This window comes from Ensifer sp. R-19 (assembly GCF_049905105.1).
Classification (GTDB): Bacteria; Pseudomonadota; Alphaproteobacteria; order Rhizobiales; family Rhizobiaceae; genus Ensifer.
Window position 1 is genome coordinate 3002555 of the sequence record NZ_CP184569.1, and the last position, 25867, is coordinate 3028421.

The following is a 25867-nucleotide window of genomic DNA, read 5'->3' on the forward strand; positions in this document are numbered from 1 at the left end:
GATGATGGCGTCACGGGCAGGGAGAGAATTGTTCAAGCGCCTGACCACGTCCAGTTACAAACGGCTGGTCCTGCTCACGTTTGTGTCACCGCACTTCAAGAGCGAGGAAGCAAACATGTCCCGCTCCTACGGCAAACGCCCCGGCATTTCTGCCGGGGCGCCGTAATGTACAGACCCGTACCCCTACTCGGCGGGATGGGCCGTAGGCTCCGCCGTCACCACCGGCTTACGCCGCCGGAATGACCTGAGCGCGACGTAGAAGACCGGCGTCAGGAACAGGCCGAGGAAGGTGACGCCCAGCATGCCCGAGAACACGGCCGTGCCGAGCGACTGGCGCATTTCCGCACCCGGCCCGGTGGCGATCATCAGGGGCACCACGCCGAGGATGAAGGCGAAGGCGGTCATCAGGATGGGCCTGAGGCGCAGCTGGCTTGCCTCCACCGCCGCCTCGATCGGGGTCTTGCCCTCGTCCTCACCTTGGCGTGCGAACTCGACAATCAGGATCGCGTTCTTGGCCGCAAGGCCGATCAGAACGATCAACCCGATCTGCGTCAGCACGTTGTTGTCGAGACCGCGGACGGACACGCCGACCAGCGCCGAGAGCACGCCGAGCGGCACGATCAGGATGATCGCGAGCGGCAGCACCCAGCTTTCATACTGGGCCGCCAGCGCCAGGAACACGAAGACCACCGACAGCGCGAAAATGAACACCGCGGTATTGCCGGTCTGGCGCTCCTGGAAAGCGAGTTCCGTCCACTCAAAGGTCGTGCCTTGCGGCAGGATCTGGGCGGCGAGCGCCTCCATCTTGTCGAGGGCTGTGCCGGTCGAGACTCCCGGCGCAGGGTTGCCCTGCACCGGAACCGATACGTACATGTTGTAACGCTGCACGAGCGTCGGACCGGCGGTGTCGCGGATTTCGACGAGCGTGCCCATCGGCACCAGCGCCCCAGTTGCGGAGCGAACCTTCAGCGCCAGAATATCGTCGCGCTCGATACGGTACTGCTGATCGGCCTGCGCCCGCACCTGGTAGACACGGCCGAAGGCGTTGAAGTCGTTGACGTAGGAGGTGCCGAGGTTGATCGACAGCGCCTCGAAGATGTTGGGGATCGGCACGTTGAGCGTGCGCGCCTTGTCGCGGTCGATCGCCAGGAAGTATTGCGGGCTGGAGGCTGAGAAGGTGGTGAACACCCCGGTCAGCCCTTCCGTCTGGTTGGCCGTACCCATCATCTGATAGGCAAGCCCCAGCGCGCGCCGCATGTCGGCGCCCTGCCGATCCATGATCTGCATCTTGAAGCCGCCGGAGTTGCCGATGCCGCGCACCGACGGTGGCGGTACGGCAATGATGAAGGCTTCCTGGATGCTCTGCAGGCTGCCATAGAGCTGGCCGATGATCTGGTTGGCACTCTGGCCGTGCTTCAACCGCTCTTCGAAACTCTCGAAGGGGGCGAAGACCACGCCCGAATTGGACGCGTTGGTGAACGTCGCACCGTTGAAGCCGGCAAAGGCGACGGCGCTCTTCACTCCAGGGACATCCTGGATGATCTTCGACGCCCGCTTGACCACCGCGTCGGTGCGGTCGAGCGAGGCACCGTCTGGAAGCTGGATGACGACGATTGCGTAACCCTGGTCCATGGTCGGCACGAAGCCGCTCGGCACGATCTGCGCCATGTACCATGTGGCGCCGAGCAGGCCCACAAAGACGAGGAGCGCCGCGGCCACTGCCGTCTTCGTCGACACCAGCTTGCGCACGATCCAGGCATAGCCTTCGGCCATTCGGTCGAAACCGTTATTGAAGCCGTTGGCCAGTGCCCGGCCGAAGCGCGTCAGCGGGTTGCGGCTCTCGTGATGGCCGTTTTCGTGCGACTTCAAGAGGATCGCCGCCAGTGCCGGCGACAGCGTCAGCGAGTTGAAGGCGGAAATGACCGTCGCAACCGAGATCGTCACGGCGAACTGCAGATAGAACTGGCCGGCGATGCCGGGGATGAAGGCCGTGGGCACGAAGACGGCGGTCAATACCAGCGAGATCGCGATAACAGCGGCACCCACTTCGTCCATGGTCACATGCGAGGCTTCGCGCGGGGTCATGCCGCGCGCGAGATTTCGCTCGACGTTCTCCACCACCACGATCGCATCGTCGACGACGATACCGATCGCCAGCACCAGGCCGAACAGCGTCAGCATGTTCAGCGAGAAGCCGAAGGCGTAGAGGAAGGCGAAGGTGCCGACCAGCGACACGGGGATGGCGACGATCGGGATGATCGCCGTGCGCCAGGACTGCAGGAAGACGAGAACGACGATGGCAACGAGCAACGCCGCTTCGCCGATTGTCTTGTAGACCTCGTTGATCGATTCCGAAATGAACTCGGTCGGATTGTAGACGATCCGGTATTCGAGCCCTTCCGGGAAATCACGCGCGACGTCGGTCATCACCTTCTGGATCTGCTCGGCAGCGTCGAGCGCATTGGTGCCCGGCCGCGAGAAGATGCCGAGCGCCACCGCCGGGCTGCCGTCGAGATAGCTGTTGTTGACGTATTCGCGGGCACCGAGCTCGACGCGGGCGACATCCTGCAACTGCACGAGGCGACCGGTTTCCGTCGCCTTGACGATGACGTAGCGAAACTGCCGCGCATCGCTGAAGCGGCCGTCGGTGGTGACGGTATACTGGAAGGCGCTGTCGCCCGGCGCCGGCGGACCGCCGATCGAACCGCCGGAGACCTGCACGTTCTGCTCGCGCAACGCTTGCACCACGTCACCGGCCGTCATGCCATAGGCGGACAGTTTTTCCGGATCGAGCCAGACGCGCAGCGCATATTCGCGCTCGCCGAACAGGATGACGTCGCCGACGCCGTCGAGCCGCACCAACAGATCGCGGATGCGCGTGCGGGCATAGTTCGAGACGTAGAGCTGGTCATAACGTTCGGTCGGCGAGAGCAGATGCACGACCATCATCAGGTCGGGCGAGCTCTTGGCCGTGGTGATGCCGATGCGTCGGACCTCTTCCGGCAGGCGCGGTTCGGCGATCGACACGCGGTTCTGCACCAGCACCTGTGCCTGGTCGAGATCGGTGCCGAGCTTGAAGGTAATCGTCAGCGCCATCGAGCCGTCAGCGGTCGAATAGGAGGACATGTAGAGCATGTTCTCGACGCCGTTGATTTCCTGTTCGAGCGGCGTCGCCACGGTGTTGGCGACCGTATTGGCGTCGGCGCCGGGATAGGCCGCCCGCACGACAATGGTCGGCGGCGCGATTTCCGGGTACTGCGCCACCGGAAGCTGGAAATAGGCAATGCTGCCGACGATCAAAAGGACGATCGAAAGCACCGAAGCGAAGATCGGTCGATCGACGAAGAAGTGAGCGAACCTCATTGCGTCGTCCCCGCCGCTTGCGCCTCAGGGGGAAGCTGAATCATCTCGGGCTTTACCTTGGTGCCGGGGCGCGCCCGCATCAGGCCGTTGACGACAATGGTCTCGTCGCCCGTCATGCCGCTGCGGATGACCCGATAGCCATGCAGTTTCGGTCCGAGCCGCACGGGCTTGGTCACCACCGATCCATCGGCTGTCACCTCATAGACGATCCGCTCGTTCTGGTCGGCGCCGATCGCCTCATCCGGAATGAGCACGGCCTTGTAGGTGTTCGAGCCTTCGATCTGCACACGGCCGAAGAGACCAGGCTGCAGCACCAGCTTCGGGTTGTCGAGACGGGCGCGCACGCGCATGGTGCCGCTCTGCGGGTCCACACGGTTTTCGGCGAAGTCGAGCTTGCCCTTGAACGGTTCCTCCTGCGAGTCGGCGATTGTGACGAGTACCTCGAGCGCACCGCCGCCTTCCTGCAACGCACTGCCGCGTTCGCGCGCGACCCGCGCATAGGACAAGAGCCGCCGTTCGTCGACGTCGAAGTAGAAGTCGATCGGATCGAGCGAGACGATCGTCGTCAGGACGGTCTGGTCCGCCTGCACCAGGTTGCCCGTCGACAGCAAGCGCCGGTCGACGCGGCCGCTGAGCGGCGCGGTTATGGTCGTGTAGTCGAGGTCGAGCTTGGCGCGCTCGACCGCCGCTTCCGAACCGCGCACCAGCGCCTGCGCCGAAAGCAGCGCACGACGATGATCGTCAAGCGTCGAAACCGACAGCGTGCCGGTGCCCGTCAGCGATTGCGTGCGCTTGAACTGGGACTCGGCGAATTCCAGCGTTGAGCGCGCCGATTCCAGGGTCGACTCGGCCTGGGAGAGGGCCGTGCGGTAGGGACGCTGGTCGATGACGAAAAGCTTGTCGCCCTTCTTCACCAGGGCGCCGTCAGTGAAATTGACCTCGTCGAGATAGCCGCCGATGCGGGCGCGAACCTGCACCTCGTCGACCGGCTCGAAGCGGCCGATGAACTCGTCGCTGTCGATCACGTCACGCACGACCGGCTTGGCGACGGTCACGACAGGCAATTGCGCGTCCTGTGATTGGGCACCAACAGCGGAAAGAAGGGAAAGAGAAGCGCCGACGATCATCGGCAAATGCCATTTAGACAACATGCATGCCCTCCGAATGCACTCGGGACGACGATGGGCAGCCCGACCGACCAACCACCGCAATCGCTTTGAATACTTCAGAACAGGACATGAGCGGAAAATCGCCGCATCACTCTCCCGCTCCGCACAAATACTCGGATCGGCAGCGACCCAAGAGGCAAAGTCACACAAGCAATTAAATGATACAGCGGTCCCCGCTCTGGGCCGGCGAACACTGTTGGATCGAGATCGCCGGGCAGAGAGCGCCTGCTCCCTATTGTCCGGTGACGGCAGCACAAGCCCGCAATTCAGGACTGCGGACGGTATTCATTACTGGAAAACACTCGAATACATCACGCCCCGGCCCGGCGTGATTTCGCGATAACCTGCCATCATTTGATGGGGTTGTCACCTTGAAAAAAATCAATTCCCGGAAGGCGATACGTGGCAGCGCGCGCTTCAACCGGAAGCGCGTTCGACAAGCAGGCGGTGCTGCTGGCTTCGTTTTTTAGGACCAGAAATCCGGGATCGTCTCGGCCAGCCTCGGGCCGAGCCGCAGCGGCGCGATCTTTTCGGCAAGCCCGGTGCGGTCGGAGATCTCGACGCCAAGCCCGCAGATGGTCGCGGGACCGGAGGCGGCCTCGAAACGCCCCTTCGGCATCTTCGAAATGAACCGGTTGAGCGGCTCTTCCTTGTCCATGCCGAGCGAAGAATCGTAGTCGCCGCACATGCCGGCGTCGCTCATATAGGCCGTACCGCCATTGAGGATCTGGTGGTCGGCGGTCGGCACGTGCGTATGGGTGCCGACGACGAGGCTGGCACGGCCATCGACGAAATGGCCGAAGCACTGCTTCTCGCTGGTGGCTTCCGCATGGAAGTCGAAGACAATCGCATCCGCCTGCTCGCCGAGCGGGCAAGCGTCGAGGATGGCTTCCGCCGTCTTGAAGGGATCGTCGAGCTCCGGATGCATGAAGACGCGGCCCATGACGTTGGCGACCAGCACGCGGGCGCCGTTGCGGGCGAAATACAGGTTGGAGCCGCGGCCGGGCGTGCCGGCCGGATAGTTGGCAGGGCGCAGGAACTGGTCGTGCCGCTCGCAGAAGACGACCGCTTCCTTCTGGTCCCAGACGTGATTGCCGGTCGTCACCACATCGGCGCCGGCATTGATCGTCTCGAGAAAGATGTCTTCGGTGATGCCGAAACCGCCGGCGGCATTCTCGCCGTTGACGATGACGAAATCGAGCTTGAGGTCACCAACCAGCCCTGGAAGCCGCTCCCAGACCGCCGTACGGCCCGTCTTGCCCACCATATCTCCCAGAAACAGAAGCCTCATGCTCGCTCAAATCCCACCAGGGCAGCCCCGGCGGAAGCGCGTCAGCGGTTGTTGCGTCCGGAACTGCATAAAACAAAGAGTTAGAGCGTCTACACGATCCCGGCCGCGCAGGAAACGCCTTAGATGAAATCAGCGAAAACCGCGCAACGACCTGCCGCCCCGACCTTTGCGATCTCAAGGCTTTAGCCCACTCCACCGTCTCGGCGAAATGAACTCAGAAATGCCGAAACCCGCTCTCGGTGAGCACGGCGTCGAGCGCGACATCGTGCGGTTCGGCCGGCACGGATGTCACTTCCTGGCAATCGAAGGCGATGCCGATCAGCTTTGGCAGGTGGCCCTTGTTGCGCAGCCGGTCGATGGCGCGGTCGTAATAGCCGGCGCCATAGCCGATCCGGTGGCCGGTCGAATCGAACGCGGAAAGCGGTACGAGCATGATATCCGGATCGAGTTCCGGTGCGTCCGGTCCCGGACCTGTCGTTCCGAATCCGGTGGCGATGACGTCGATGCCATCGAGCAATTCGCGGAAGATGATCGTCTGCTTGTCCATGATCACGGGAAGGCAGAGCCTGGCACCACGCTGCTTCAGCCGCGCCATCAGCGGCCGGATGTCGACCTCGGAGCGGATCGGCCAGAAGCCGGAGACGATATGTCCGGGATCGAGCGCGATGACGTCGCCAGCGTGATCGGCCATGGTCAGGCTCGCTTCGATCCGCATCTCCGCCGACATTGCATCGCGCAATGCCAGCCTCTCCTTGCGCAGTGCTGCCTTCAAATCCCTCGGTGACATCGCATCCTCTCCTGCCAACCCGCCGCCCGCCATCGTCGCCGGAGAAAAATCACTTCCCGAAATGGCACAAGTTCCCCATCTCTCGCCGATTCCCGGGCCGGCCACCAGCCTGTTTACGCAATGGTATCTTTCGCCCACCCACCGACATCGCCGCATTTGCAGCAGATTGCGACAATCATGCCACCCCCTTCCCGGTTCGGCACAGCATTAGCTTTCCATTCATCATGGGCAAGGGTTCCGCTTTCGCGAAACAGGAGCCGCGTGCAAATAAGGACACGATTTCAAATAATTAGCAGGAACTAATGCCCGTGTTCGATGTATGGACGCGCTCCTGCAGGCAGCAGTGGAAAAGCCGACGTCCATGAAGGACCAGATGAACGAACTCGACCCGTTGGAACTGCGTTGCCTGACGCTTGCCGCACGCGGCCGCACGCGCCAGGACATGGTGCGCGAGACCGACATTCCGCTCGATCGGATCGATCGGGCACTAACGGATGCCATGCGTAAGTTGCAGGCGGGCAATCTCGCCGAAGCGGTGTTTCGCGCCGCCAGGCTGGACCTCATCTCCTAGAGCATCCCGCTCTCAAGTGGAATCACTGGAGGCGGAAAGATGCTCTAGAATCAAAGTGCTAGAGCGTCTTTGTGCGTTTATCGGAACGCACCGCGCTCTAGTCCCGTATCTGCCGGCAGATACGCTCACAACAGCCAGTGCGACCGGTAGGCGATCGCCAGCTTTTCCCGCTGCATCATGTCGGCTGCCTCATGATAGATCCCCGCATCGCGCAGGAGCGCCGGCTTGCCTGATGGCACGTCCACCGGCACCTCGGGAAACAGGACGTCGCAAGACCATTGCATCGCTCGACGCCGGAGCGCGATGGAGGCTTCGGAAAACGCGAAGAGGGCAAGCACGCTCATGGAGAATGACCCTGCGCAAGATGATCGGACCAGCCAATCTTCGTCCTCGCGTTGACATCTGACAAACGAATTGCGAGCATGGCTGCTATCAGAATTTCTGATGGATACAACCATGTCCCTCCCCCTCGACAGCGAATTGCTCAGAACCTTTCTTGCGGTCGTCGACACCGGCAATGTCACACGCGCCGCCAATATTGTCGGGCGCACGCAATCCGCCGTCAGCATGCAGATCAAGAAGCTCGAGGACATGCTCGGCGACGCGCTGTTCGAGCGCCACTCGCGTGGCGTCGTGCTGACGCCGCAGGGATTGCGGCTGCTCGACAATGCCAGACGCATCGTCACGCTGCTCGACGACACGGCCACCGCGATGCGCCAGCCCGCTCTCGACGGCGCGGTCCGGATCGGCATACCCGAGGAATACATCAACTCTACCCTGCCGAAAGCGCTCGGAACCTTCGCCGCCATCCACCCCGGCGTCGAAGTGACCGTTCAGCAGGGCGCTTCGATGACCAACATCGCGGCACTGGAAGCCGGCGAGCTCGATCTCGCTGTCGTCTTTGAACCCGGCGGGCGCACGAAGAACGAAGTGCTCATGATGGACCCGACCGTCTGGGTGACCTCGGAGCAGCACCGCACCGACGAGCGGCGACCGCTCCCGATCGCCACCTATACCTATCTGGAAGGCGGTTGGTGCGACGACCTCGCCCAGCGCAATCTCAGGAAATGCCGCCTGGAAAGCCGCGTGGCCTATGTCAGCCGCACGAGCGGCGGCTTGATGGCTGCAGTGGTGTCGGGCCTTGCCATTGCGCCGCTCGCCCGCAGCAGCATTCCGGCCGGGTGCCGCGAACTGACGGCCGATGACGGCTATGAAGTGATCGACCACTCCAACGTCGTGTTGCGGGTATCGAAAGCGGGGAACGGCAAGGACCGGATCGTCGAGGCCATGGCCGACGCCATTCGCCGGGCCTTTGCCGGAGATTGAACGGCTGCCTGAAGGGGGGGAGAAGGTGCGATCCACACAACCGATGGATAGTTTACGATCCCGGGTACCTACAAAGTAGGTGGGCGCCATGTGTCCAGACCCACGAGCCCGGACAGGGACGGCTCCCTTGAGATCGAGTATGGCCCCGGGGATTGTGGTTCCTGTCGGGAAGCGCAGACCGCAGTCGATATATAAAGTGTCTCGGTGCTTCGCGCCAGAGGCTCGCCACCGAAACCTTTAGCTTGCTGGTGTCGTGGTGCGGCCGTTCAGCTTGGCGGCAATGCTGTGGATCTGCGCGGTGACTTCGCTGAGCGCAGAGGCCAGCGCCTCCTCGCTCTTCATCTGGTCGGAAAGTGCGGCATCGCGACCATCAGTCAGATTACCGACCTCGGCCTCGAGGCTCTTCAGCCGGCGGTTGACCTCGCTGAGCTCGTCCATGACCATGATGCCGGCCATGACGGTGAGGCGCAGATCGCCGATCTCGCCAAACTGGCTCTTGAGATGTCCGACATACTGATCGAATTTCGTGGCAAGCTCGGTCAGGTGACCTTCCTGCCCTTCCTCGCAGGCCATCCGGTAGGCCTTGCCGTCGATCGATACTGTGACCTGCGCCATGTCGCTTTATCCTAGCGGTCGAGCACCGCCCGAATGGTTTCCATCGCCGTCACGAGGCGGCGGGAAACCTCGCGGTTAACCTCCTCGAGCCGGTTCGCCCGGAACTGCGACTGGTCGAGTTCCTGTGCCAGTCGCGACCGGTCGGTGTTGACACGCCGAACCTCGCCTTCGAACTCGCCGAAATCCCGTTCCCTGTCAAACCGACCGTCGATCGCATTCTCCAGGGATTGCACTGCGTTCCGCAGTTCATCGATCGCCGCTTTGACAGTCTTTGCCGGCATGTGTTCCGAATACCTCGCCCGTGAGGCCGAATCGCCCGAATCCCGTCCGCCGCTTCGGCTCGATCTTTTTTAAACCTATTACGTAAGTCTCAACAATGCCAAGCTCCGCAAACAACTACGGAAGCTGTGGATGGATTGCGTAGCCGGCTTTCTTCAACGGCAGTGCGAAAGCTCTGTTGCATTGCGAGACAAGGACCGGAACGGCCTGCCGTCAAATGGCCGCGGAAGGCCCGTATTTATTGACTCGCACGGCGCACCTGCTATGTGTCAGCCGCTTCTTGCGCGGTCTTTGGAGGATAGAGACCGTTCCCTGACCACCGAACGCAAAACGGAACAGTCATGATCTCTCGCGAAAAACACGACCGGATGGCAAATGCGATCCGTTTCCTTTCCATGGATGCCGTCGAGAAGGCAAATTCCGGCCACCCAGGCCTGCCCATGGGTGCAGCCGACATAGCGACAGTCCTCTTCACGCGCTATCTGAGCTTTGACCCCAAGAACCCCTCCTGGCCGAACCGCGACCGCTTCGTGCTGTCGGCCGGCCATGGCTCGATGCTGCTCTATTCGCTGCTCTATTTGACCGGCTACGAAGACATCACCATCGACGAGATCAAGAACTTCCGCCAGCTTGGCGCCCGCACCGCCGGCCACCCGGAATACGGCCACGCCGCCGGCATCGAGACGACCACCGGTCCGCTCGGCCAGGGCCTTGCCAATTCCGTCGGCATGGCGATCGCCGAGCGCAAGCTGCGCGACGAATTCGGTTCCGACCTGATGGAGCACTATACCTATGTGCTCGCCGGTGACGGCTGCCTGATGGAAGGCATCAGCCAGGAAGCGATTTCGCTCGCCGGCCACCTGAAGCTCAACAAGCTGATCGTCTTCTGGGACGACAACAACATCTCGATCGACGGCCCGATCTCGATCGCCGACTCGACCGACCAGCACGCCCGCTTCCGCGCCTGCCACTGGAACACCATCGCCGTCGACGGCCATGACCCGGAAGCGATCGCCGCCGCGATCGATGAGGCCCAGAAGTCCGACAAGCCGACGATGATCGCCTGCAAGACGACGATCGGCTTCGGTGCGCCGAACAAGGCCGGCACCCACAAGGTCCACGGCTCGCCGCTCGGCGCCGAGGAAATCGCCGCCACCCGCAAGGCACTCGGCTGGGAAGCCGAAGCCTTCGTCGTTCCCTCCGACGTGCTCGACGCCTGGCGTCTGGCCGGCCTGCGCTCGACCAAGACGCGCAAGGAATGGGAAGAGCGCCTCGAAAAGAGCGATGCCGAGAAGAAGGCCCAGTTCGTTCGCCGCTTCTCCGGCGAGCTCGAAGGCCGTCTGTCCTCCGCCATCGACGACTACAAGAAGAAGCTCGCTGAAACCAAGCCGTCGCCGGCAACCCGCAAGGCTTCCGAAGACGCGCTCGAAGTCATCAACGGCGTTCTCGCCGAAACCATTGGCGGCTCGGCCGACCTGACCGGCTCGAACAACACCAAGACGAGCCAGACCAAGTCGATCACGCCTGACGATTTCTCCGGCCGCTACATCCACTGGGGTGTGCGCGAGCACGGCATGGCCGCTGCCATGAACGGCATGGCGCTGCATGGCGGCGTCATTCCCTATTCCGGCGGCTTCCTGATCTTCTCGGACTATTGCCGTCCGTCGATCCGCCTCGCCGCGCTGATGGGCATCCGCGTCATCCACGTGCTGACGCACGATTCCATCGGCCTCGGCGAAGACGGCCCGACGCACCAGCCGGTCGAGCACATGGCAGCACTTCGCGCCATTCCGAACCTCCTGATGTTCCGCCCGGCGGACGCCACGGAAACGGCGGAATGCTGGCAGCTGGCGCTCGAAAGCCACAACCGGCCGTCCGGCATTGCGCTCACCCGCCAGAACCTGATGGCCGTTCGCATCGAGTATGAGGAAGAAAACCTCTGCGCTCGCGGCGCCTATGACCTGATCTCGGCCGCCGACGCCACGGTGACGATCTTCGCCACCGGCTCGGAAATCGAAATCGCCGTCAAGGCCTGCCAGGCACTGACCGCCAAGGGCATCTCGACGCGCGTCGTCTCCGTTCCCTGCTTCGAGCTCTTTGCCGAACAGAGCGAAGACTACCAGCAGGCGATCATCGGCAACTCGCCGGTCAAGATCGCCGTCGAAGCCGGCATCCGCCAGGGCTGGGATCATTTCATCGGCAGCGACGGCGCCTTCATCGGCATGTCGTCCTTCGGTGCCTCCGGTCCCTACAAGGACCTTTACAAGCACTTCGGCATCACGCCCGAGGCGGTGGTCGCCGCTGCGGAAGCAAAGCTTTCCTGATCAAGTTGCGGGGCGCGCCGAAAGGCGCGCCCCGATTTTTTCGTACTACGTCATCCAGACAGGGAGAGACCCGATATGACAGTAAAAGTCGCCATCAACGGTTTTGGCCGCATCGGCCGCAACGTGCTCCGCGCGATCGTCGAATCCGGCCGCACCGACATCGAAGTCGTTGCCATCAACGATCTCGGCCCCGTTGAAACCAACGCCCACCTGCTGCGCTATGACTCCATCCACGGTCGTTTCCCGGCCGAGGTGAAGGTCGAAGGCGATACGATCACCGTCGGCGGCCGCAAGCCGATCAAGGTCACGGCGATCAAGGATCCGGCAACGCTTCCGCACAAGGAACTCGGCGTCGACATCGCGATGGAGTGCACCGGCATCTTCACCGCCCGCGACAAGGCTGCAGCGCACCTGACCGCCGGCGCCAAGCGCGTCATCGTTTCGGCTCCGGCCGACGGCGCTGACCTGACGGTCGTCTACGGCGTCAACCACGACCAGCTGACCAAGGACCACCTGGTCATCTCCAACGCATCGTGCACCACGAACTGCCTGGTTCCGGTCGTCAAGGTCCTGAACGATGCCATCGGCATCAACCACGGCTTCATGACCACGATCCACTCCTACACGAACGACCAGCCGTCGCTCGACCAGATGCACAAGGACCTCTACCGCGCCCGCGCTGCCGCTCTGTCGATGATCCCGACCTCGACCGGTGCTGCCAAGGCCGTTGGCCTGGTTCTGCCGGAACTGAAGGGCAAGCTCGACGGCACGTCGATCCGCGTTCCGACCCCGAACGTCTCGGTCGTCGACTTCAAGTTCGTCGCCAAGCGCAACACCTCGGTCGAGGAAATCACCAACGCCATCAAGGCTGCGTCGAACGGCGCGCTGAAGGGCGTTCTCGGCTACACGGAAGAGCCGCTCGTTTCGCGCGACTTCAACCACGACAGCCACTCCTCGATCTTCGCGATCGACCAGACCAAGGTCGTCGAAGGCAACTTCGTGCGTATCCTCACCTGGTACGACAACGAGTGGGGCTTCTCGAACCGCATGGCCGACACGGCAGTCGCCTTCGCCAAGCTCATCTAAGTCAGATGTTTCGCGCCCTTTCTCCAAAGACGGTCCGCTGGCGTCCGCTGGAAGGGGAAGGGCTCGAACACCTGACGCTGACGCAAACCGAAACAACCGACGGCGCGGTCATCCGCGCCGTCGGCGTTCTCATCGGCAACCGCGGCGGCACGCCCTATGGCGTGCGCTACCGGATCGATTGCGACGACACCTGGCACGTTCGCAAGCTCATGGTCGACACGACGGACGGCCGGAGCCTTCATCTGCGCTCGGACGTCCCGGGCCAATGGATGACGGCGCGAGGCGCTCCCCTCCCCGAGTTCGATGGTTGCATCGATATCGACCTCGCCGGTACACCCTTCACCAACACGCTGCCGATCCGCCGGCTCGGCCTCGATCGCCAGTCCGGCACTGTAAAGCTCAAGATGCTCTACGTGCCGTTCGACACGTTCGAGCCCGTTGTGGACGGCCAGCACTACACCTGCCTCGATGATTTCAGGCTCTATCGCTACGAGGCCGAGGATCGCAGCTTTGCTGCGGAGCTGCCCGTGGACGAGGACGGCCTCGTCATCGACTATCCCACCCTTTTCCAAAGACTATCACCGGAGACTATCTGATGACTTTCAAGACCCTCGACGATCTGACCGACATCGCCGGCAAGCGCGTGCTGGTGCGCGTCGATCTCAACGTGCCGGTCAAGGACGGCGTGGTGACGGACGCGACCCGCATCGAGCGTGTGGCGCCGACCATCCGCGAACTGGCCGAAAAGGGCGCCAAGGTCATCCTGCTCGCCCATTTCGGTCGCCCGAAGGGTGAACCGGTCGCCGACATGTCGCTGAAGACGATTGCGCCGGCGGTCGAGGACGTGCTCGACCAGCGCGTCCACTTCGCCGCCGACTGCATCGGCGACAAGGCGAAGAACGCCATTGCCGAAATGAGCGACGGCGATGTGCTGCTGCTTGAAAACACCCGCTTCCACAAGGGCGAGGAAAAGAACGAGCCGGCCTTCGTCGAAGCGCTTGCCGCCAACGGCGACATCTACGTCAACGATGCCTTCTCCGCCGCCCACCGCGCCCATGCCTCGACCGAGGGCCTTGCCCATCACCTGCCCGCCTATGCCGGCCGCACCATGCAGGCCGAACTCGAAGCACTCGAACAGGGCCTCGGCCAGCCGAAACGGCCGGTCGTCGCGATCGTCGGCGGCGCCAAGGTCTCGACCAAGATCGACCTCCTCCAGAACCTCGTGACCAAGGTCGACGCGCTCGTCATCGGCGGCGGCATGGCCAACACCTTCATCGCCGCCAAGGGCATCAATGTCGGCAAGTCGCTCTGCGAGCATGACCTCGCCGACACCGCCAAGGCGATCATTGCTGCCGCCGACAAGGCCGGCTGCGCCATCGTTCTGCCGGACGACGGCGTCATCGCCCGCGAGTTCAAGGCCGGCGCCGACAACGAAGTGGTCGATATCAACGCCATTCCCGCCGATGCCATGGTTCTCGACGTCGGTCCGAAGTCGATCGCCGCCGTCAACGACTGGATCTCCAAGGCCGAAACGCTCGTCTGGAACGGTCCGCTCGGCGCCTTCGAGATCGCCCCCTTTGACAGGGCGACGGTTGCCGTTGCCAAGCACGCGGCCGCCCGCACCCGCCAGGGATCGCTGGTCTCGGTTGCCGGCGGTGGTGATACCGTCGCAGCACTGAACCATGCCGAAGTCGCCGACGATTTCAGCTATGTCTCGACCGCCGGCGGCGCATTCCTCGAGTGGATGGAAGGTAAGCCGCTCCCGGGCGTCGACATCCTCAAGCAGAAGTAACGCATCCAATCGGCGCGCGGACACAACCGCCGCGCGCCGGTCAACCAAGAAAAAATCTTGATTGTTCAATCGATTAAAAAATTTTAAATCGTTTTAGTCGCTTTTCTCGCCATTTTCCTGGACAATTTCGCCTGTTACTCGCGCCCTCGTTTGGAGCGTGGCGGCTGCCCTGTGCGCCGTCGGTCCGAAACTGTTTGTTTCAGTACCTGCCTGGTCCCTGGTGATCAGCGCTGTCTAGGGAGAAAAACATGAGCGAAAGACTGGAAGACATCGCAATTGCCATGGTCGCCAACGGCCGGGGGCTGCTCGCCGCCGACGAGTCTACGGCCACGATCAAGAAGCGTTTCGATACGATCGGCCTCGAATCCACCGAGACCTCCAGGCGCGATTACCGCGAAATGCTGCTGCGCGCCGACAAGGCGATGCGCAAGTACATCTCCGGTGTCATCCTCTATGAGGAAACCCTGTTTCAGCATGCCGTCGACGGCACGCCGCTGGTCGAAATCATCCGTGCCGCCGGCGCGATCCCCGGCATCAAGGTCGACGCCGGCGCCAAGCCGATGACCAATTTCCCGGCAGAGACGATCACCGAAGGCCTCGATGGCCTCGCGCAGCGGCTGGCGAAATATTACGAGGCGGGTGCGCGCTTTGCAAAGTGGCGCGGCGTGATCTCTGTCTCCGACACGCTGCCGAGCGCAGGCGCCGTTCGTGCCAACGCCCATGCGCTCGCCCGCTATGCCGCCCTTTGCCAGGAAGCCGGCATCGTGCCGATCGTCGAGCCGGAGGTGCTGATGGATGGAGCGCCAGGCGACCATTCGATCGACCGCGCGGAGGAAGTGACGGAGTGGGCGCTGCGCACCACTTTCGAGGAACTGGCCGCCATGCGCGTCAGGCTCGAAGGCATGATCCTGAAACCGAGCATGGTCATCGACGGCAAGAAGGCCCGCAAGGCTTCCGTCGCCGAGGTGGCCGAGCGCACGATAAGGGTGCTGAAACGGACGGTGCCTTCGGCCGTGCCTGGCATCGCTTTCCTTTCCGGCGGTCAGTCGACCGAAGAGGCGACGGCCCATCTTTCGGCGATGAACGCCACCCACGACCTGCCGTGGAAGCTCACCTTCTCCTATGGCCGCGCGCTGCAGCAGGAGGCGCTCAACGCCTGGCACGGCAAGGCCGACAACATCGGTGCCGGCCAGCGTGCCTTCTCGCATCGCGCTGAGATGTGCAGCCTTGCGGCCAAGGGCACATGGAAGAAGGATCTCGAGAAGGTCGCATAAGGCATGGTCGAGAGATGAGAACCGAGGGGCTGCAAGTCGGCCCCTCTTTGTTTCGGCTACATCCGCAGCAGGAATGCGTCGTCAACATCGCGGAGCGCCTGGACAGCGGGGCCAGCCAGAACCCGGCTGCCCGTGCCGGATGGAACTTGTCACCGGAACAAGTTGGCGCCTTTGACGCGTGCGAACGCTGGCTTAAGTCTTGGCCTCGCAGCCAACTCCAGTGAAAGCCGGTGTCATGACCTCAGCCGCCTCGCCACAATCCATCGCCTACGTCACTGTCGACGTCTTTACCACTGAGCGTTTCGCCGGCAACCAGCTCGCGGTCATCCCGGATGCCCGGGGCCTGAGCGACCAGCAGATGCAGGCGATCGCGACCGAGTTCGGCTATTCGGAGGTCACCTTCGTGCTGCCGCCGCGCGACCCCGCCAACACCGCCGAGGTCCGGATCTTCACGCCAACGATGGAGATCCCCTTTGCAGGTCACCCGAACGTCGGCACCGCCTTCGTGCTCGGCCGACAGAAGGAAATCTTCGGCCGTGTACCCGGCAATATCCTGCGCTTCGAGGAAAAAGCGGGCCTCGTCGAGGCGACTGTGTCGCGGGAGAAAGGCGAAGTCACAGGCGCCAGTATCGTCGTGCCGCGCGGCTTGACGGCCGGCCCGGAAATCGACGTCGGGACGATCGCTGCCTGCGCATCGCTCACATCGGAAGCCATCATCACGCGCACCCATGGGCCAATCCGGCTTTCCGTCGGCCTGCCCTTCGCGGTCGCGGAAATCAGTGATATCGCGACACTTTCGACGGCACGGCCGAATGTGACGGCCTTCCATGCAGCGAATGCGCGCTACAAGCCCGAGGAAGACAGCTTCAGCCTGTTCCTCTATGCACGATCGCTGCAAACGCCCTGGCAGATCCGGGCGCGCATGTTCGCGCCGCTTGACAATGTCAACGAAGATCCCGCCACCGGCAGCGCCTCGGCGGCCCTTTCGGCCTATCTCGTCTCGCTGCTGCCGGATCAGAATATCGATGTCGAGATCGCGATCGAGCAGGGCGTGGAGATGGGCCGGCGGAGCCTCATCGGCGCTTCTGTCCGCAAACAAGGCGGCATCGTTCGCCAAGTCAGCCTTTCCGGCAATTGCATCAGTGCGATGCGCGGTCTGATCGACCTCTAGCACTTTCCTCGGCGACCGTTAGAGCATTTCACTGTTTCATTGAAACAGCGAATTGCTCCAACTGTTTGAAATTGCGCAATTCCGGACGGAAAACCGTTTCAACTTTTCCTGGAACTGCTCTAGGCGGCGTCGCCGGGCTCCGGCAACAGCTTCAGAATATCGGCGAACATGTCCTGCCATTCGGCGTCGTCCATCTCGACGAAGCCGAAACCGCGCAGCAGGAAGACGCCCTCGGTGGCGAGGAAGGCAAGCCGTGCCCGGCGCCCCGCCTCCGTCGACAGGTCGATGCCATCGAGACGCGCGCGGTACCAGGCGCGGTTCTTGGCCATGTGCTCTTCCCGCTGCAAAAGGGCTGCCATCATGCCGGATGTGCGGGCATTGTCGGCCGTGTTCATTCGCGCAGTCACCGACGCATGGGCGCGCATCGCCTTGACCGGATCAGGATCGTCGCCGCCCTCGGCCGCAACCGCGGTGTCGAACTCGTTGAACCAACGCTCCATCATCGCGTCGATCAGACCGTCCTTGTTGCCAAAGCAATATTGCACGCCGCCCTTGGTGATGCCGGCCGCCTTGGCGACGGCATCGATCGTCAGGCCGGCAGCGCCGACGGCGTTCACGATCGCCTCCGCCGCATCCAGAACCTTGTTACGATCGATTGTTCGACGTCGTCCCATCTTGACTTCCTATTTCAAATCCATACGTACGTATTTAAATAATGACCCCGACGTTAACAAGACCTAGCCCCCAATTCCCTGTGGGTGGCCAATTGAGGTGTACTATGCATCCGCAAAATCGCTGGCTCATTCTGGCCATCGTATCGAGCGCACTCCTTTTGATCGTCGTCGATATGACGGTGCTCTATACTGCCCTTCCCCGCCTGACCCATGACCTCGGCGCGAGCGCATCCGAGAAGCTCTGGATCGTCAACGCCTACGCCCTCGTCGTCGCCGGCCTTCTGCCTGGCCTCGGCACGCTCGGCGATCGGCTCGGGCACAAGACGCCCTTCATCGTCGGTCTCGCGGTCTTCGGCGTCGCGTCGCTGATTGCCGCCTACGCGCCCACCCCTGTGATCCTGATCGGCGGGCGTGTGCTGCTTGCAGTCGGCGCCGCGCTGATGATGCCGGCCACGCTGTCGATCATCCGCCTCACCTTCACCGACGAGCGCGAGCGGGCGCTGGCGATCGGAGTCTGGGCCGCGATCGCCTCCGGTGGTGCCGCCATCGGACCGGTGCTTGGCGGCTTCCTGCTCGAATATTTCTGGTGGGGCTCGGTCTTCCTCATCAACGTGCCGATCGTCGCCATTGCCCTCCTGCTCGGCCTCGTCGTGCTGCCGAACACATCAGGCAATCCGAAACATCCGTGGGATGCACTCGGATCGTTCCAGATCATGGTCGGTCTCGTCGGTCTCGCCTATGCCGTCAAGGAAACGAGCAAGCGCGAACCATCGCTGGAAGCTGGCCTCGCCGCCGTCGTGATCGGCGCCATCGCGCTCATTCTTTTCGTGCGCCGCCAGCGCCGGAGCCCGCATCCGTTGATCGATTTCAGCCTCTTCCGCAATGCGGCGTTTTCCTCCGGCGTCGCTGCCGCGCTGGTCGCATCCGCCTCGATCGTCGGCATCGAGCTGGTCCTGAGCCAGCAGTTGCAGCTCGTGGATGGTCTTTCGCCGCTTCGGGCCGGCCTCTTCATTCTGCCAATCCCACTCGCGGCGTTCGTCGCCGGTCCGCTGACCGGCACCCTGCTGCCGCGTCTCGGCGCGGAAGTGGTGCTGCGCTCCGGCCTCATTCTCGCGGCCCTCGGTCTCGGCGGATACCTGCTGGCCCATGAGGCCGGCGCGCTGACCCAGATCGTCACCCTCGTCGTCCTCGGCCTCGGCATCGGCGCCTCGATGACCGCCGCCTCCAGCGCCATCATGTTCAACGCTCCGCCGGAGCGGGCAGGCATGGCGGCATCGATCGAAGAGGTCTCCTTCGAGCTCGGCGGCGCAATCGGCATTGCCGTTCTCGGCACCGTCATGTCGCTCGTCTACACCGCCTTCCTCGTGCTCCCGGAGGGTGCAGCCATTTCGCCGATGGCCCGCGACAGCCTCGACGAAGCCTTGTTTCTTGCCGAGAAACTGCCGGCGGATGTGGCTGGCGAACTGGTAACCCGCGCTAGGCTCGCGTTCGAGCAGGCCTTTACCGCAGTCGTGATCGTGGCGACGGCCATGCTCTTTGTCACCGGCGCGGCCATCTGGTGGTTGACGGGTGGCCGCAACACTGCGCCGGCGCAATCCCGTCAGGCAAGTCACCACTGAAAGCAACCGCCGGCACCCTCCGGCGGTTAGCGCAACCCCGCCTCGCATTTCGCGATCGCCTCGACCATCGCCTGGAAGCGGACATGGTGGCGAACCGCGTCAAGGTCGGAATCCTGCTTGAACCAGAGCAGCTGGTAGCACGAACTCTGTGGCAGCAAGGTTTCGAGCAGGTCGAGCGCCGCGTCGGTATCGCCGAGGATGGAATAGACGCAGGCTGTATTGTATCGCGCGACGACGTCGTCGGGATCGATTGCCAGCGCGCGCGCCGCCCATTCCCGGGCGCGCTGGGCTTCGCCCATATGAGCGAGGGCCAACGCGCCGCGATGCGCGGGGCCGGAGTTTTCCGGATTGAGCTCCAGCGCCCGCTCCGCCCGAGATATCCCGATCCTTGCCCATTGCGCACGTTCGACGTCACGGCCGAGCGATTTATAGGCGCTCATGAGATGGATCGGCGAAAGATAGTCGTCCGGCCGAATGTCAGCAGCGCGCTTGAAGAACTGGATCGCCGTTTCGAAGGCACCCTGCATAAACAGGAAACGGGCGTAATGGAAATTCGCCTCATAGAGGCCGGCATCGAGCGTCAACGCCCGCTCGAATTCGGCGACCGCCTCATCGTCCTGGCCGTCCTGGTGCAGCACCAGGCCGCGTGAGGCATGAGCCTCCGCAAGGTTCGGATCGATCTCCAGCGCTTTCGCGGTTGTGGAAAGAATGCTTTGCAGCGGGAACTCGTCCTCGTGCCAGTCGCGCAGCGCCGACTCGCAATCGGCGATGCCGGCATAGGCGCGGGCAAAGTTTGGGTCGAGTTCCACCGCCTTCAGGAACATGCGCCGGGCCAAGAGCAGATAGGACCGGGTCCAGGCATGCGAAAACTGCCGGCCGCGCAGGTAGTAGGTATAAGCTTCGACGCTCGTGGTCGGGTCGCTCTCGATCGCTTGTCTCTCCGCCGGCAAAAGCTTGATCTTGAGCTGATCGACGATGGCGTGGGTGATCTCGTCCTGAATGGCGAAGATATCGGTCAGGTCGCGGTCGTAGCGGTCGGCCCAGAGATGTGTACCGGTCAAGGCATCAATGAGCTGGCCGGTGATGCGCACCCGCGAACCCGCCTTGCGCACGCTGCCCTCGAGGATGTAGCGGACGCCCAGTTCCTGGGCCACCTGCTTCACCTTCACCGACCGCCCCTTGTAGGTGAATACCGTGTTGCGGGCGACGACATGCAGCTTCGAGATCTTCGAGAGATCCGTGATGATGTCTTCGGTGATGCCGTCGGAGAAGTATTCCTGCTCGGGATCATGGCTCATGTTGGTGAACGGAAGCACGCCGACCGAGAGCCCGTAGCCGTCATCAAGCACGATGGGGCCGACCCCGCTTGGCGCCGCCGCAACTTTCGTCGGCGCACCGAGCGCCACCGAATAGACATGCACGCACGCGGCAATGTTCTTCAGCGTGTGCTCACCCTTGTCGATGAAGCCGATATCAAGGCGGGTGCCGACGTGATCGCGCACCGTGGCGGAAACGGCAACGCCGGATGGCTCCGCCAGCCCTTCGAGACGGGCGGCGACATTGACGCCATCGCCGAAGATATCTCCGTCCTCGACGATGATATCGCCGAGATGCACGCCGATGCGGAGTTCGATGCGCTTTAGCTGCGGCACACTTTCATTGCGGATCAGCATGCCGCGCTGAATATCGACGGCGCAGGCGACCGCATTCACGACGCTCGCAAACTCGACAAGAATGCCGTCGCCGGTCAGCTTGACGATGCGGCCCTTGTGGCGGTGGATCTTGGGATCGACGAGTTCATTCTTGTGTCGCTTCATCGCGGCCAGTGTGCCGGTCTCGTCAGCGCCGATCAGGCGGCTGTATCCCACGACATCGGCGGCGAGAATGGCAGCGAGACGGCGTTCCAAGAAACCCTCGAATTCACTTCCGGAGTGAAAGAGGTAATCTAGCGCGTTATTCCCCATCTGTCCTGCGCCCTTTTGTAGTTGTAGCGAATATAGGTACAACCCAATAGCATCGCGCAATCGGCTCCGGAGTTTCCAAAGAAACGGGTACTTAGAGGCAAGATGGCCTGGTTAAGGCCGGATCAGCACGGTCACCATCATCATGACGATGGCGAAGACCGCGATCTTCCAGAAGTCGCGGCGGCGGCGCAGACCAGGGATGCCGAGCGGCCACAGAAGCTGGATCACCATTGCCAGGAGCAGGATTAGGGCGAGCGCCTTCTGCATATTGCCCTCGTCTTCCGGGAGGCTGCCTCAACCGGCAAAGCGTTCGCAACGCCGGCACTCTTCGTCGCACGGAGCACCGCTTCCCCCAAAGGCTAGCGATACGCTGCGCTTGGCAAAAAGGGCTAGTGTTTTCGCGGACGATTTGCAATGACCGGCAATCGCTTGTTTCCTTCAATCGTCTCCGGTCGAAGGAAACAGGCGGCAAATCAAGGCACTGTAATCAAAGCGCTGTAGAGAGAAACCGGCTGGCAATTCACCAGGCACCGCCCTAACTTGCTGACGGCAGAACGAATTTCGGATGGATGATGAGAAAGAACCTGCTCCCGGTCGCTGCCCTCCTGCTCGGCACCTTGTTTCTCTTTCTGGGCAATGGTCTTCAGGGACTGCTTCTTCCCGTTCGCGGTACTGCTGAGGGATACCCGACCACCATCCTCGGTCTGATCGGTACGTCCTGGGCGGCCGGCTTCGTCCTCGGGTGCTTCTTCGCCCCGAATGTCGTCAAGCGCATCGGCCATGTGCGCGCCTTCAGCGTCTTTGCTTCTCTCATCGCCATCGTCGCGCTGTTGACCGGCATCATGATCGATCCGACCTGGTGGCTGATCCTGCGCGCGCTCACCGGCTTTGCCACCGCCGGCACGTCGATGATCATCGAAAGCTGGCTGAACGAGCGCGCCACCAATGAGAGCCGCGGCGTCATCTTCTCGCTCTATATCGCCATCACGCTTTTCGGCGTCGTCGGCGGCCAGATGATGATCCCCTTTGGCGACACCTCGACCAGCATCTTCTTCATGATCTGCGGCATCCTCTATTGTGTCGCCATGCTGCCGACCTTGATGTCCAAGGCCGCCTCGCCGCAACCGCTGAAGAAGGTCAGCCTCGACCTGCGCGGCCTCTACCGGAACTCGCCGGTTTCGTTCCTCGGCATCCTGCTCGTCGGCATCGCCAATGGCGCCTTCGGCACGCTTGGCGCCGTCTTCGGGCGACAGGCCGGCCTTTCCGACAGCACGGTTGCGGCAATGATGAGCGTGGCGATCTTCGCGGGCGCGGTGATGCAGCTTCCGGCAGGCCGCCTCTCCGACCGCATCGACCGTCGCTATGTCCTGGCTACCCTTGCCGGCGTCGGCGCCGTCGCCGGCCTGCTCATCTTCCTGATCGAGCCGAGTCAGGTCTGGATCGTGCTGATGCTGATCGCAATCTATGGCGCCGCCGCCAACGCGCTCTATCCGATCGCCGTTTCCCACGCCAACGACTTTGCAACCGCCGAAGACTTCGTGAAGGTCTCCGGTGGCCTGCTGCTGCTCTATGGCATCGGCACGATCATCGGCCCGACGATCGGCGGTCCGGTCATGACGGCAACCGGTCCGTACGGTTTGTTCATGATTACCGCCTGCGCCCACATTTTGATCACAGCCTATGCCATCATCCGCAGCCGGATGCGCGCGCCCGTGCCGGTCGCCGACCGCGACGCCTTCTCGCCGGTCAATGCCGGCGCGCCGACGACACCGGAAAGCCTGCAGCTTTCGCCGCGCGCTGCCCCGTTCGAGGAAGCGCATAGCGAACCGGACAACAACCAGAAATGGGAGGATCAGACGGATGAGCCTGTTTGACGACGACCGACCACAAAAGAAGCTGGTGCACGAAATCGGCAGCGATCTTTCACTGCTTTCAGTCGATGAACTCACCCAGCGTATCGCCCTGTTGACGGAGGAAATCGCCCGGCTCGAAGCCGAGCGGACGCGCAAATCCGCGAGCCGCTCAGCCGCCGAAGGCCTGTTTCGCTGAGACCTTGCGGGAGCGGCCGCAGCGCAGCAAAACGAGGCGCGTTTAACGGCAAATTAAGCATTATCTGCGATTGTCGGGGTATCCGGAGCTTTCCGGTTTCAGACAATTTCTCCGACTGGCGAATGGGTCTGATTTTTCTCCCTGTTTTACCTTGAGAGCCGCTTTTCGCGGCTCTTTTTTTGTTTTGGCATAGCTTTCGCTAAAGAACTGTGGAGATTAACCCTTTCTTAAGAATACCCTTGCGCGAAATGCGCTATCGGATCATTCTTCGAGCATAGAGACGGGCAAGGATTTATTTCCTATAACTGTCCACTACCTGACTGTCGTGATGCGTTTGAACCAGGGAAAACAGGTCATGTCCGAGAGAGGATTGAATACGGTCAGTTTCGCAGGACACGCAGCGTCCTCGGCACAATTCAAGACGCTCTATTCGGAAGGCATGGGTCTGGTCGAGGAAACGGCGACATACCTCGATGGTCCCGGCCGCGCCGCCTCGAAGGTTCTGCCGCGCATGGCGTCGGTGCTCTATGCAGCCGAGTCCATGCGGCTTACCACCCGCCTGATGCAGATGGCCTCGTGGCTGCTCCTGCAGCGCGCCGTCAACAACGGTGAGATGAGCCGTGACCAGGTGATGTCGGAAAAGAGCAAGGTGCGCCTCGACAGCTTCAACGTCGACAAGTCCGCTCCCGGCTGGGCCGAACTGCCGGAATCCTTCCGCGACCTCATCGAGCGCTCGCTGCGCCTGCAGAACCGCGTCGCCCTGCTCGACCGCGAAATCTACCGCCCGCACGAAGCCGCCGCCATCGTTCCGGACAACCAGAACGGCGTCAAGGCGCAGATCAAGCTGCTGCAGACGGCCTTCGGCACCAACTGATAGCTCTTCGCTTCAGCGTGCGGAAAACAGAACCCGGCCATCGCCGGGTTTTTTGTTTCTCGCGTCGCTGGTGTCACTATCGCGCGCGCCGCATCTTCGCCAGCAGAAGCAGCACCAGCACGCAACTAAGGAAACCAAGAGCCAGCGGCAGTCCCCGATGGCCAAGCCACTGCATGGCTAGTCCTGTCGCGGGCGACCCCACGATGCCGCCGAGACCCCACGCAACCGCGAAAGCCGCATTGCCGGCGATCAGGGCCTGGCCGGTGAAACGTTCGCCGAGCTGGATCAACGACATCGTGTAGATGCCGAACGAGACCCCGCCCCAGAGGAAGACGAGCGGCCAGACGAGCCAGGAATTGAAGGCCCATGGCAGCAGCAGGCACCCGACCAGCGAGACCAGCACACAGAACAACATCGCCCGCATCGAGCCCATCTGCTCGGCCATGCGCCCGAGAAATATCTGAAGCAGCGCATTGCCGGCGATGAAACAGGTAATGAGAGAGGCGATACGCTCCACGGTGCTTCCGAGCGTGGCACCATAGGTGGCAAGCATCGAAAGCAGGATCTGCTCGAAAGCGGCAGCGGTGAAAACCGCAAACAGAAGAAGAGGTGCCAGCGCCAGGAAGCCGCCGACGGAAGTTGCCTCGCCATCCTGCGGCATATCAGGCAGGCGCGGCACGACTGCGAGCAAGATCATGCCGCAGAGAAGGAAAGCCACGATGCCGATGAGGAAGGGCGACCAGCCCTCCGTGCCGACGAGGCCGAGCGACAGCGGACCGATGGCGAAGCCGCCCGAAACAATCGAAGAATAGAGCCCCATGATGCGGCCCCGGCGCGACGGAGGCGTGATCGTGATCAGCCAGGTTTCGCTGATCACGGAAAGCGGATTGGCAAAGAAGCCGAGCAGGAAACGCAGCGGCATCCAGGCCCAGAGCTCCTGGGTCCAGGCGATCGCGATCAGCGTTAGCGCGGCAAACAACGAGCAAAGAATAGCAAGCCACGCCGCGCCGAAGCGCCGAACCAGCGCCGGAATGAGGGGAGCGGAAACGATGAAACCCAGCGGCGTCATCGCCGCCGACAGGCCGATCAGTCCCGGTGTCGTTCCCTGCCGCTCCAGAATGAAGCTGAGCAGCGGATAGGTCAGCCCCTGGGCGACCGCAAACACCGTGACCGTTGCGATGGTGCCGGCTATCGCCGCCCACAGGATTGGCTGTTCGCGCGGTAAGGTCATGTCGCGTAATTGACGACGCTGCGTCGCACGCAGAGACTCTTGGTCCGATATCATTTCGACACGCGCCTCATGCCTGCCAGAGATGTTTGGCGATTTCGATCTCGACCTGTCGCCTTGCGAGGCCGATATCGTCGATCAAATGCGGGTCGCTACTTGAGAGCTGCTCGAGATCCCGGCGAAAGCGCGCCCTCCTGTCCCAGGTCGCGATAACGCCTCTGAGCGTTGCTAGGCCGGCGCGCAAACGCAGCGGCTTTTCTTCGTGCACGCGTGCCGCCTGGTGTCGGGATGCAGGAATGGGAATGTGGTTCATGGCAACCTCCATATCGGCCCGAAAGACCGACGAATTCTGCAGGACACGAACCGGAGCGTAATTAAGCGCGTCCAAAAAGTTCTCAAAAACGTCCAAAC

24 protein-coding genes and 1 other RNA gene are annotated in these 25867 nt (G+C 62.4%); 12 read left to right on the forward strand and 13 right to left on the reverse strand.

Annotated elements, in window-relative coordinates; all coding sequences use genetic code 11:
- Positions 1-183: 183 nt before the first annotated feature.
- The 4 genes from ACN9MO_RS14675 to ACN9MO_RS14690 all read right to left on the reverse strand — a co-directional run bounded on the left by ACN9MO_RS14675 (position 184) and on the right by ACN9MO_RS14690 (position 6610).
- The gene (locus tag ACN9MO_RS14675) at positions 184-3363 is read right to left on the reverse strand and encodes an efflux RND transporter permease subunit (RefSeq protein WP_112997179.1); all 3180 of its coding nucleotides are present in this window, start codon (positions 3361-3363) and stop codon (positions 184-186) included.
- Positions 3360-4514, reverse strand: coding sequence for an efflux RND transporter periplasmic adaptor subunit (locus tag ACN9MO_RS14680; protein ID WP_057254679.1), 1155 nt, complete (start codon positions 4512-4514; stop codon positions 3360-3362). The genes ACN9MO_RS14675 and ACN9MO_RS14680 overlap by 4 nt, the downstream gene beginning before the upstream one ends.
- A 484-nt stretch (positions 4515-4998) precedes the next feature.
- Complete coding sequence (locus ACN9MO_RS14685; protein ID WP_057254678.1) at positions 4999-5823, reverse strand: TIGR00282 family metallophosphoesterase; 825 nt, start codon at positions 5821-5823, stop codon at positions 4999-5001.
- Positions 5824-6037: 214 nt separating this feature from the next.
- Complete coding sequence (locus ACN9MO_RS14690; protein WP_057254677.1) at positions 6038-6610, reverse strand: 5-formyltetrahydrofolate cyclo-ligase; 573 nt, start codon at positions 6608-6610, stop codon at positions 6038-6040.
- Between the two features lie 373 nt (positions 6611-6983).
- Between ACN9MO_RS14690 and ACN9MO_RS14695 the strand changes: the two genes are divergently transcribed.
- A complete protein-coding gene (locus tag ACN9MO_RS14695) occupies positions 6984-7181 on the forward strand; it encodes a transcriptional regulator (protein WP_244495716.1) in 198 nt (65 codons plus the stop codon).
- 125 nt (positions 7182-7306) lie between these two features.
- Here ACN9MO_RS14695 and ACN9MO_RS14700 read toward each other — a convergent pair whose 3' ends face one another.
- Positions 7307-7525: a hypothetical protein gene (locus ACN9MO_RS14700; protein ID WP_057254676.1), complete on the reverse strand. Its 219-nt coding sequence runs from the start codon at positions 7523-7525 to the stop codon at positions 7307-7309.
- A 112-nt stretch (positions 7526-7637) separates the two neighbouring features.
- On the opposite strand from ACN9MO_RS14700, the gene ACN9MO_RS14705 reads away from it, so the two are divergent.
- The gene (locus tag ACN9MO_RS14705) at positions 7638-8507 is read left to right on the forward strand and encodes a LysR family transcriptional regulator (protein WP_058325933.1); all 870 of its coding nucleotides are present in this window, start codon (positions 7638-7640) and stop codon (positions 8505-8507) included.
- 25 nt (positions 8508-8532) lie between these two features.
- Here the strand turns inward: ACN9MO_RS14705 and ssrS are convergent.
- The 3 genes from ssrS to ACN9MO_RS14720 all read right to left on the reverse strand — a co-directional run bounded on the left by ssrS (position 8533) and on the right by ACN9MO_RS14720 (position 9403).
- Positions 8533-8690, reverse strand: a non-coding RNA gene (gene ssrS, locus ACN9MO_RS14710) — 6S RNA.
- 54 nt (positions 8691-8744) lie between these two features.
- A complete protein-coding gene (locus ACN9MO_RS14715; protein ID WP_057254675.1) occupies positions 8745-9122 on the reverse strand; it encodes a cell division protein ZapA in 378 nt (125 codons plus the stop codon).
- An 11-nt stretch (positions 9123-9133) separates the two neighbouring features.
- Positions 9134-9403 carry a DUF4164 domain-containing protein gene (locus tag ACN9MO_RS14720; protein ID WP_057254674.1) on the reverse strand — a complete coding sequence of 90 codons (270 nt, stop codon included), beginning with the start codon at positions 9401-9403 and terminating at the stop codon, positions 9134-9136.
- Positions 9404-9742: 339 nt separating this feature from the next.
- Here ACN9MO_RS14720 and tkt point away from each other — a divergent pair, with 339 nt between their 5' ends.
- The 6 genes from tkt (at position 9743) to ACN9MO_RS14750 (ending at position 17048) form a co-directional block, all read left to right on the forward strand.
- On the forward strand, positions 9743-11725 hold the full coding sequence (gene tkt / locus ACN9MO_RS14725) for a transketolase (RefSeq protein WP_112997180.1): 1983 nt from the start codon (positions 9743-9745) through the stop codon (positions 11723-11725).
- A 75-nt stretch (positions 11726-11800) separates the two neighbouring features.
- Positions 11801-12811, forward strand: coding sequence for a type I glyceraldehyde-3-phosphate dehydrogenase (gene gap, locus ACN9MO_RS14730; protein WP_058321029.1), 1011 nt, complete (start codon positions 11801-11803; stop codon positions 12809-12811).
- A gap of 5 nt (positions 12812-12816) precedes the next feature.
- Entirely contained in the window at positions 12817-13407 is a 591-nt protein-coding gene (locus ACN9MO_RS14735; protein WP_110879117.1) for a putative glycolipid-binding domain-containing protein, read from the forward strand.
- Entirely contained in the window at positions 13407-14603 is a 1197-nt protein-coding gene (locus tag ACN9MO_RS14740; RefSeq protein ID WP_110879118.1) for a phosphoglycerate kinase, read from the forward strand. The genes ACN9MO_RS14735 and ACN9MO_RS14740 overlap by 1 nt, the downstream gene beginning before the upstream one ends.
- A 248-nt stretch (positions 14604-14851) precedes the next feature.
- Positions 14852-15877 (forward strand): class I fructose-bisphosphate aldolase, encoded by a 1026-nt coding sequence (locus ACN9MO_RS14745; RefSeq protein WP_110879119.1) that lies wholly within the window; start codon positions 14852-14854, stop codon positions 15875-15877.
- Between the two features lie 235 nt (positions 15878-16112).
- Positions 16113-17048, forward strand: a complete 936-nt coding sequence (locus ACN9MO_RS14750) for a PhzF family phenazine biosynthesis protein (RefSeq protein ID WP_112997181.1) — start codon at positions 16113-16115, stop codon at positions 17046-17048.
- Between the two features lie 119 nt (positions 17049-17167).
- On the opposite strand, the gene ACN9MO_RS14755 is transcribed toward ACN9MO_RS14750, so the two are convergent.
- On the reverse strand, positions 17168-17722 hold the full coding sequence (locus tag ACN9MO_RS14755; protein ID WP_093233904.1) for a TetR/AcrR family transcriptional regulator: 555 nt from the start codon (positions 17720-17722) through the stop codon (positions 17168-17170).
- 104 nt (positions 17723-17826) lie between these two features.
- On the opposite strand from ACN9MO_RS14755, the gene ACN9MO_RS14760 reads away from it, so the two are divergent.
- Positions 17827-19341: an MFS transporter gene (locus ACN9MO_RS14760; RefSeq protein ID WP_112997182.1), complete on the forward strand. Its 1515-nt coding sequence runs from the start codon at positions 17827-17829 to the stop codon at positions 19339-19341.
- A gap of 26 nt (positions 19342-19367) precedes the next feature.
- Here ACN9MO_RS14760 and ACN9MO_RS14765 read toward each other — a convergent pair whose 3' ends face one another.
- Entirely contained in the window at positions 19368-21305 is a 1938-nt protein-coding gene (locus ACN9MO_RS14765; RefSeq protein WP_113132259.1) for an adenylate/guanylate cyclase domain-containing protein, read from the reverse strand.
- 111 nt (positions 21306-21416) lie between these two features.
- Entirely contained in the window at positions 21417-21572 is a 156-nt protein-coding gene (locus ACN9MO_RS14770; protein WP_093233901.1) for a hypothetical protein, read from the reverse strand.
- 305 nt (positions 21573-21877) lie between these two features.
- Between ACN9MO_RS14770 and ACN9MO_RS14775 the strand changes: the two genes are divergently transcribed.
- The 3 genes from ACN9MO_RS14775 (at position 21878) to ACN9MO_RS14785 (ending at position 24228) form a co-directional block, all read left to right on the forward strand.
- Positions 21878-23179 (forward strand): MFS transporter, encoded by a 1302-nt coding sequence (locus ACN9MO_RS14775; protein WP_112997187.1) that lies wholly within the window; start codon positions 21878-21880, stop codon positions 23177-23179.
- Complete coding sequence (locus ACN9MO_RS14780; protein WP_057254664.1) at positions 23166-23354, forward strand: DUF1192 domain-containing protein; 189 nt, start codon at positions 23166-23168, stop codon at positions 23352-23354. Before ACN9MO_RS14775 ends, ACN9MO_RS14780 begins: the two co-directional genes overlap by 14 nt.
- Before the next feature lie 355 nt (positions 23355-23709).
- On the forward strand, positions 23710-24228 hold the full coding sequence (locus ACN9MO_RS14785) for a DUF1465 family protein (RefSeq protein ID WP_043610604.1): 519 nt from the start codon (positions 23710-23712) through the stop codon (positions 24226-24228).
- Positions 24229-24304: 76 nt separating this feature from the next.
- Here the strand turns inward: ACN9MO_RS14785 and ACN9MO_RS14790 are convergent, their stop codons facing one another.
- Both ACN9MO_RS14790 and ACN9MO_RS14795 read right to left on the reverse strand, forming a co-directional pair.
- Positions 24305-25459, reverse strand: a complete 1155-nt coding sequence (locus ACN9MO_RS14790; protein WP_057254663.1) for an MFS transporter — start codon at positions 25457-25459, stop codon at positions 24305-24307.
- 67 nt (positions 25460-25526) lie between these two features.
- A complete protein-coding gene (locus tag ACN9MO_RS14795) occupies positions 25527-25769 on the reverse strand; it encodes a DUF1127 domain-containing protein (RefSeq protein ID WP_425985426.1) in 243 nt (80 codons plus the stop codon).
- Positions 25770-25867 lie beyond the last annotated feature (98 nt).

Coding starts and splice junctions, on each gene's coding strand:
- ACN9MO_RS14675 (WP_112997179.1), bottom strand. CDS start 3,363: ATGAGGTTCGCTCACTTCTTCGTCGATCGACCGATCTTCGCTTCGGTG.
- ACN9MO_RS14680 (WP_057254679.1), bottom strand. CDS start 4,514: ATGTTGTCTAAATGGCATTTGCCGATGATCGTCGGCGCTTCTCTTTCC.
- ACN9MO_RS14685 (WP_057254678.1), bottom strand. CDS start 5,823: ATGAGGCTTCTGTTTCTGGGAGATATGGTGGGCAAGACGGGCCGTACG.
- ACN9MO_RS14690 (WP_057254677.1), bottom strand. CDS start 6,610: ATGTCACCGAGGGATTTGAAGGCAGCACTGCGCAAGGAGAGGCTGGCA.
- ACN9MO_RS14695 (WP_244495716.1), top strand. CDS start 6,984: ATGAACGAACTCGACCCGTTGGAACTGCGTTGCCTGACGCTTGCCGCA.
- ACN9MO_RS14700 (WP_057254676.1), bottom strand. CDS start 7,525: ATGAGCGTGCTTGCCCTCTTCGCGTTTTCCGAAGCCTCCATCGCGCTC.
- ACN9MO_RS14705 (WP_058325933.1), top strand. CDS start 7,638: ATGTCCCTCCCCCTCGACAGCGAATTGCTCAGAACCTTTCTTGCGGTC.
- ACN9MO_RS14715 (WP_057254675.1), bottom strand. CDS start 9,122: ATGGCGCAGGTCACAGTATCGATCGACGGCAAGGCCTACCGGATGGCC.
- ACN9MO_RS14720 (WP_057254674.1), bottom strand. CDS start 9,403: ATGCCGGCAAAGACTGTCAAAGCGGCGATCGATGAACTGCGGAACGCA.
- tkt (WP_112997180.1), top strand. CDS start 9,743: ATGATCTCTCGCGAAAAACACGACCGGATGGCAAATGCGATCCGTTTC.
- gap (WP_058321029.1), top strand. CDS start 11,801: ATGACAGTAAAAGTCGCCATCAACGGTTTTGGCCGCATCGGCCGCAAC.
- ACN9MO_RS14735 (WP_110879117.1), top strand. CDS start 12,817: ATGTTTCGCGCCCTTTCTCCAAAGACGGTCCGCTGGCGTCCGCTGGAA.
- ACN9MO_RS14740 (WP_110879118.1), top strand. CDS start 13,407: ATGACTTTCAAGACCCTCGACGATCTGACCGACATCGCCGGCAAGCGC.
- ACN9MO_RS14745 (WP_110879119.1), top strand. CDS start 14,852: ATGAGCGAAAGACTGGAAGACATCGCAATTGCCATGGTCGCCAACGGC.
- ACN9MO_RS14750 (WP_112997181.1), top strand. CDS start 16,113: ATGACCTCAGCCGCCTCGCCACAATCCATCGCCTACGTCACTGTCGAC.
- ACN9MO_RS14755 (WP_093233904.1), bottom strand. CDS start 17,722: ATGGGACGACGTCGAACAATCGATCGTAACAAGGTTCTGGATGCGGCG.
- ACN9MO_RS14760 (WP_112997182.1), top strand. CDS start 17,827: ATGCATCCGCAAAATCGCTGGCTCATTCTGGCCATCGTATCGAGCGCA.
- ACN9MO_RS14765 (WP_113132259.1), bottom strand. CDS start 21,305: ATGGGGAATAACGCGCTAGATTACCTCTTTCACTCCGGAAGTGAATTC.
- ACN9MO_RS14770 (WP_093233901.1), bottom strand. CDS start 21,572: ATGCAGAAGGCGCTCGCCCTAATCCTGCTCCTGGCAATGGTGATCCAG.
- ACN9MO_RS14775 (WP_112997187.1), top strand. CDS start 21,878: ATGAGAAAGAACCTGCTCCCGGTCGCTGCCCTCCTGCTCGGCACCTTG.
- ACN9MO_RS14780 (WP_057254664.1), top strand. CDS start 23,166: ATGAGCCTGTTTGACGACGACCGACCACAAAAGAAGCTGGTGCACGAA.
- ACN9MO_RS14785 (WP_043610604.1), top strand. CDS start 23,710: ATGTCCGAGAGAGGATTGAATACGGTCAGTTTCGCAGGACACGCAGCG.
- ACN9MO_RS14790 (WP_057254663.1), bottom strand. CDS start 25,459: ATGACCTTACCGCGCGAACAGCCAATCCTGTGGGCGGCGATAGCCGGC.
- ACN9MO_RS14795 (WP_425985426.1), bottom strand. CDS start 25,769: ATGAACCACATTCCCATTCCTGCATCCCGACACCAGGCGGCACGCGTG.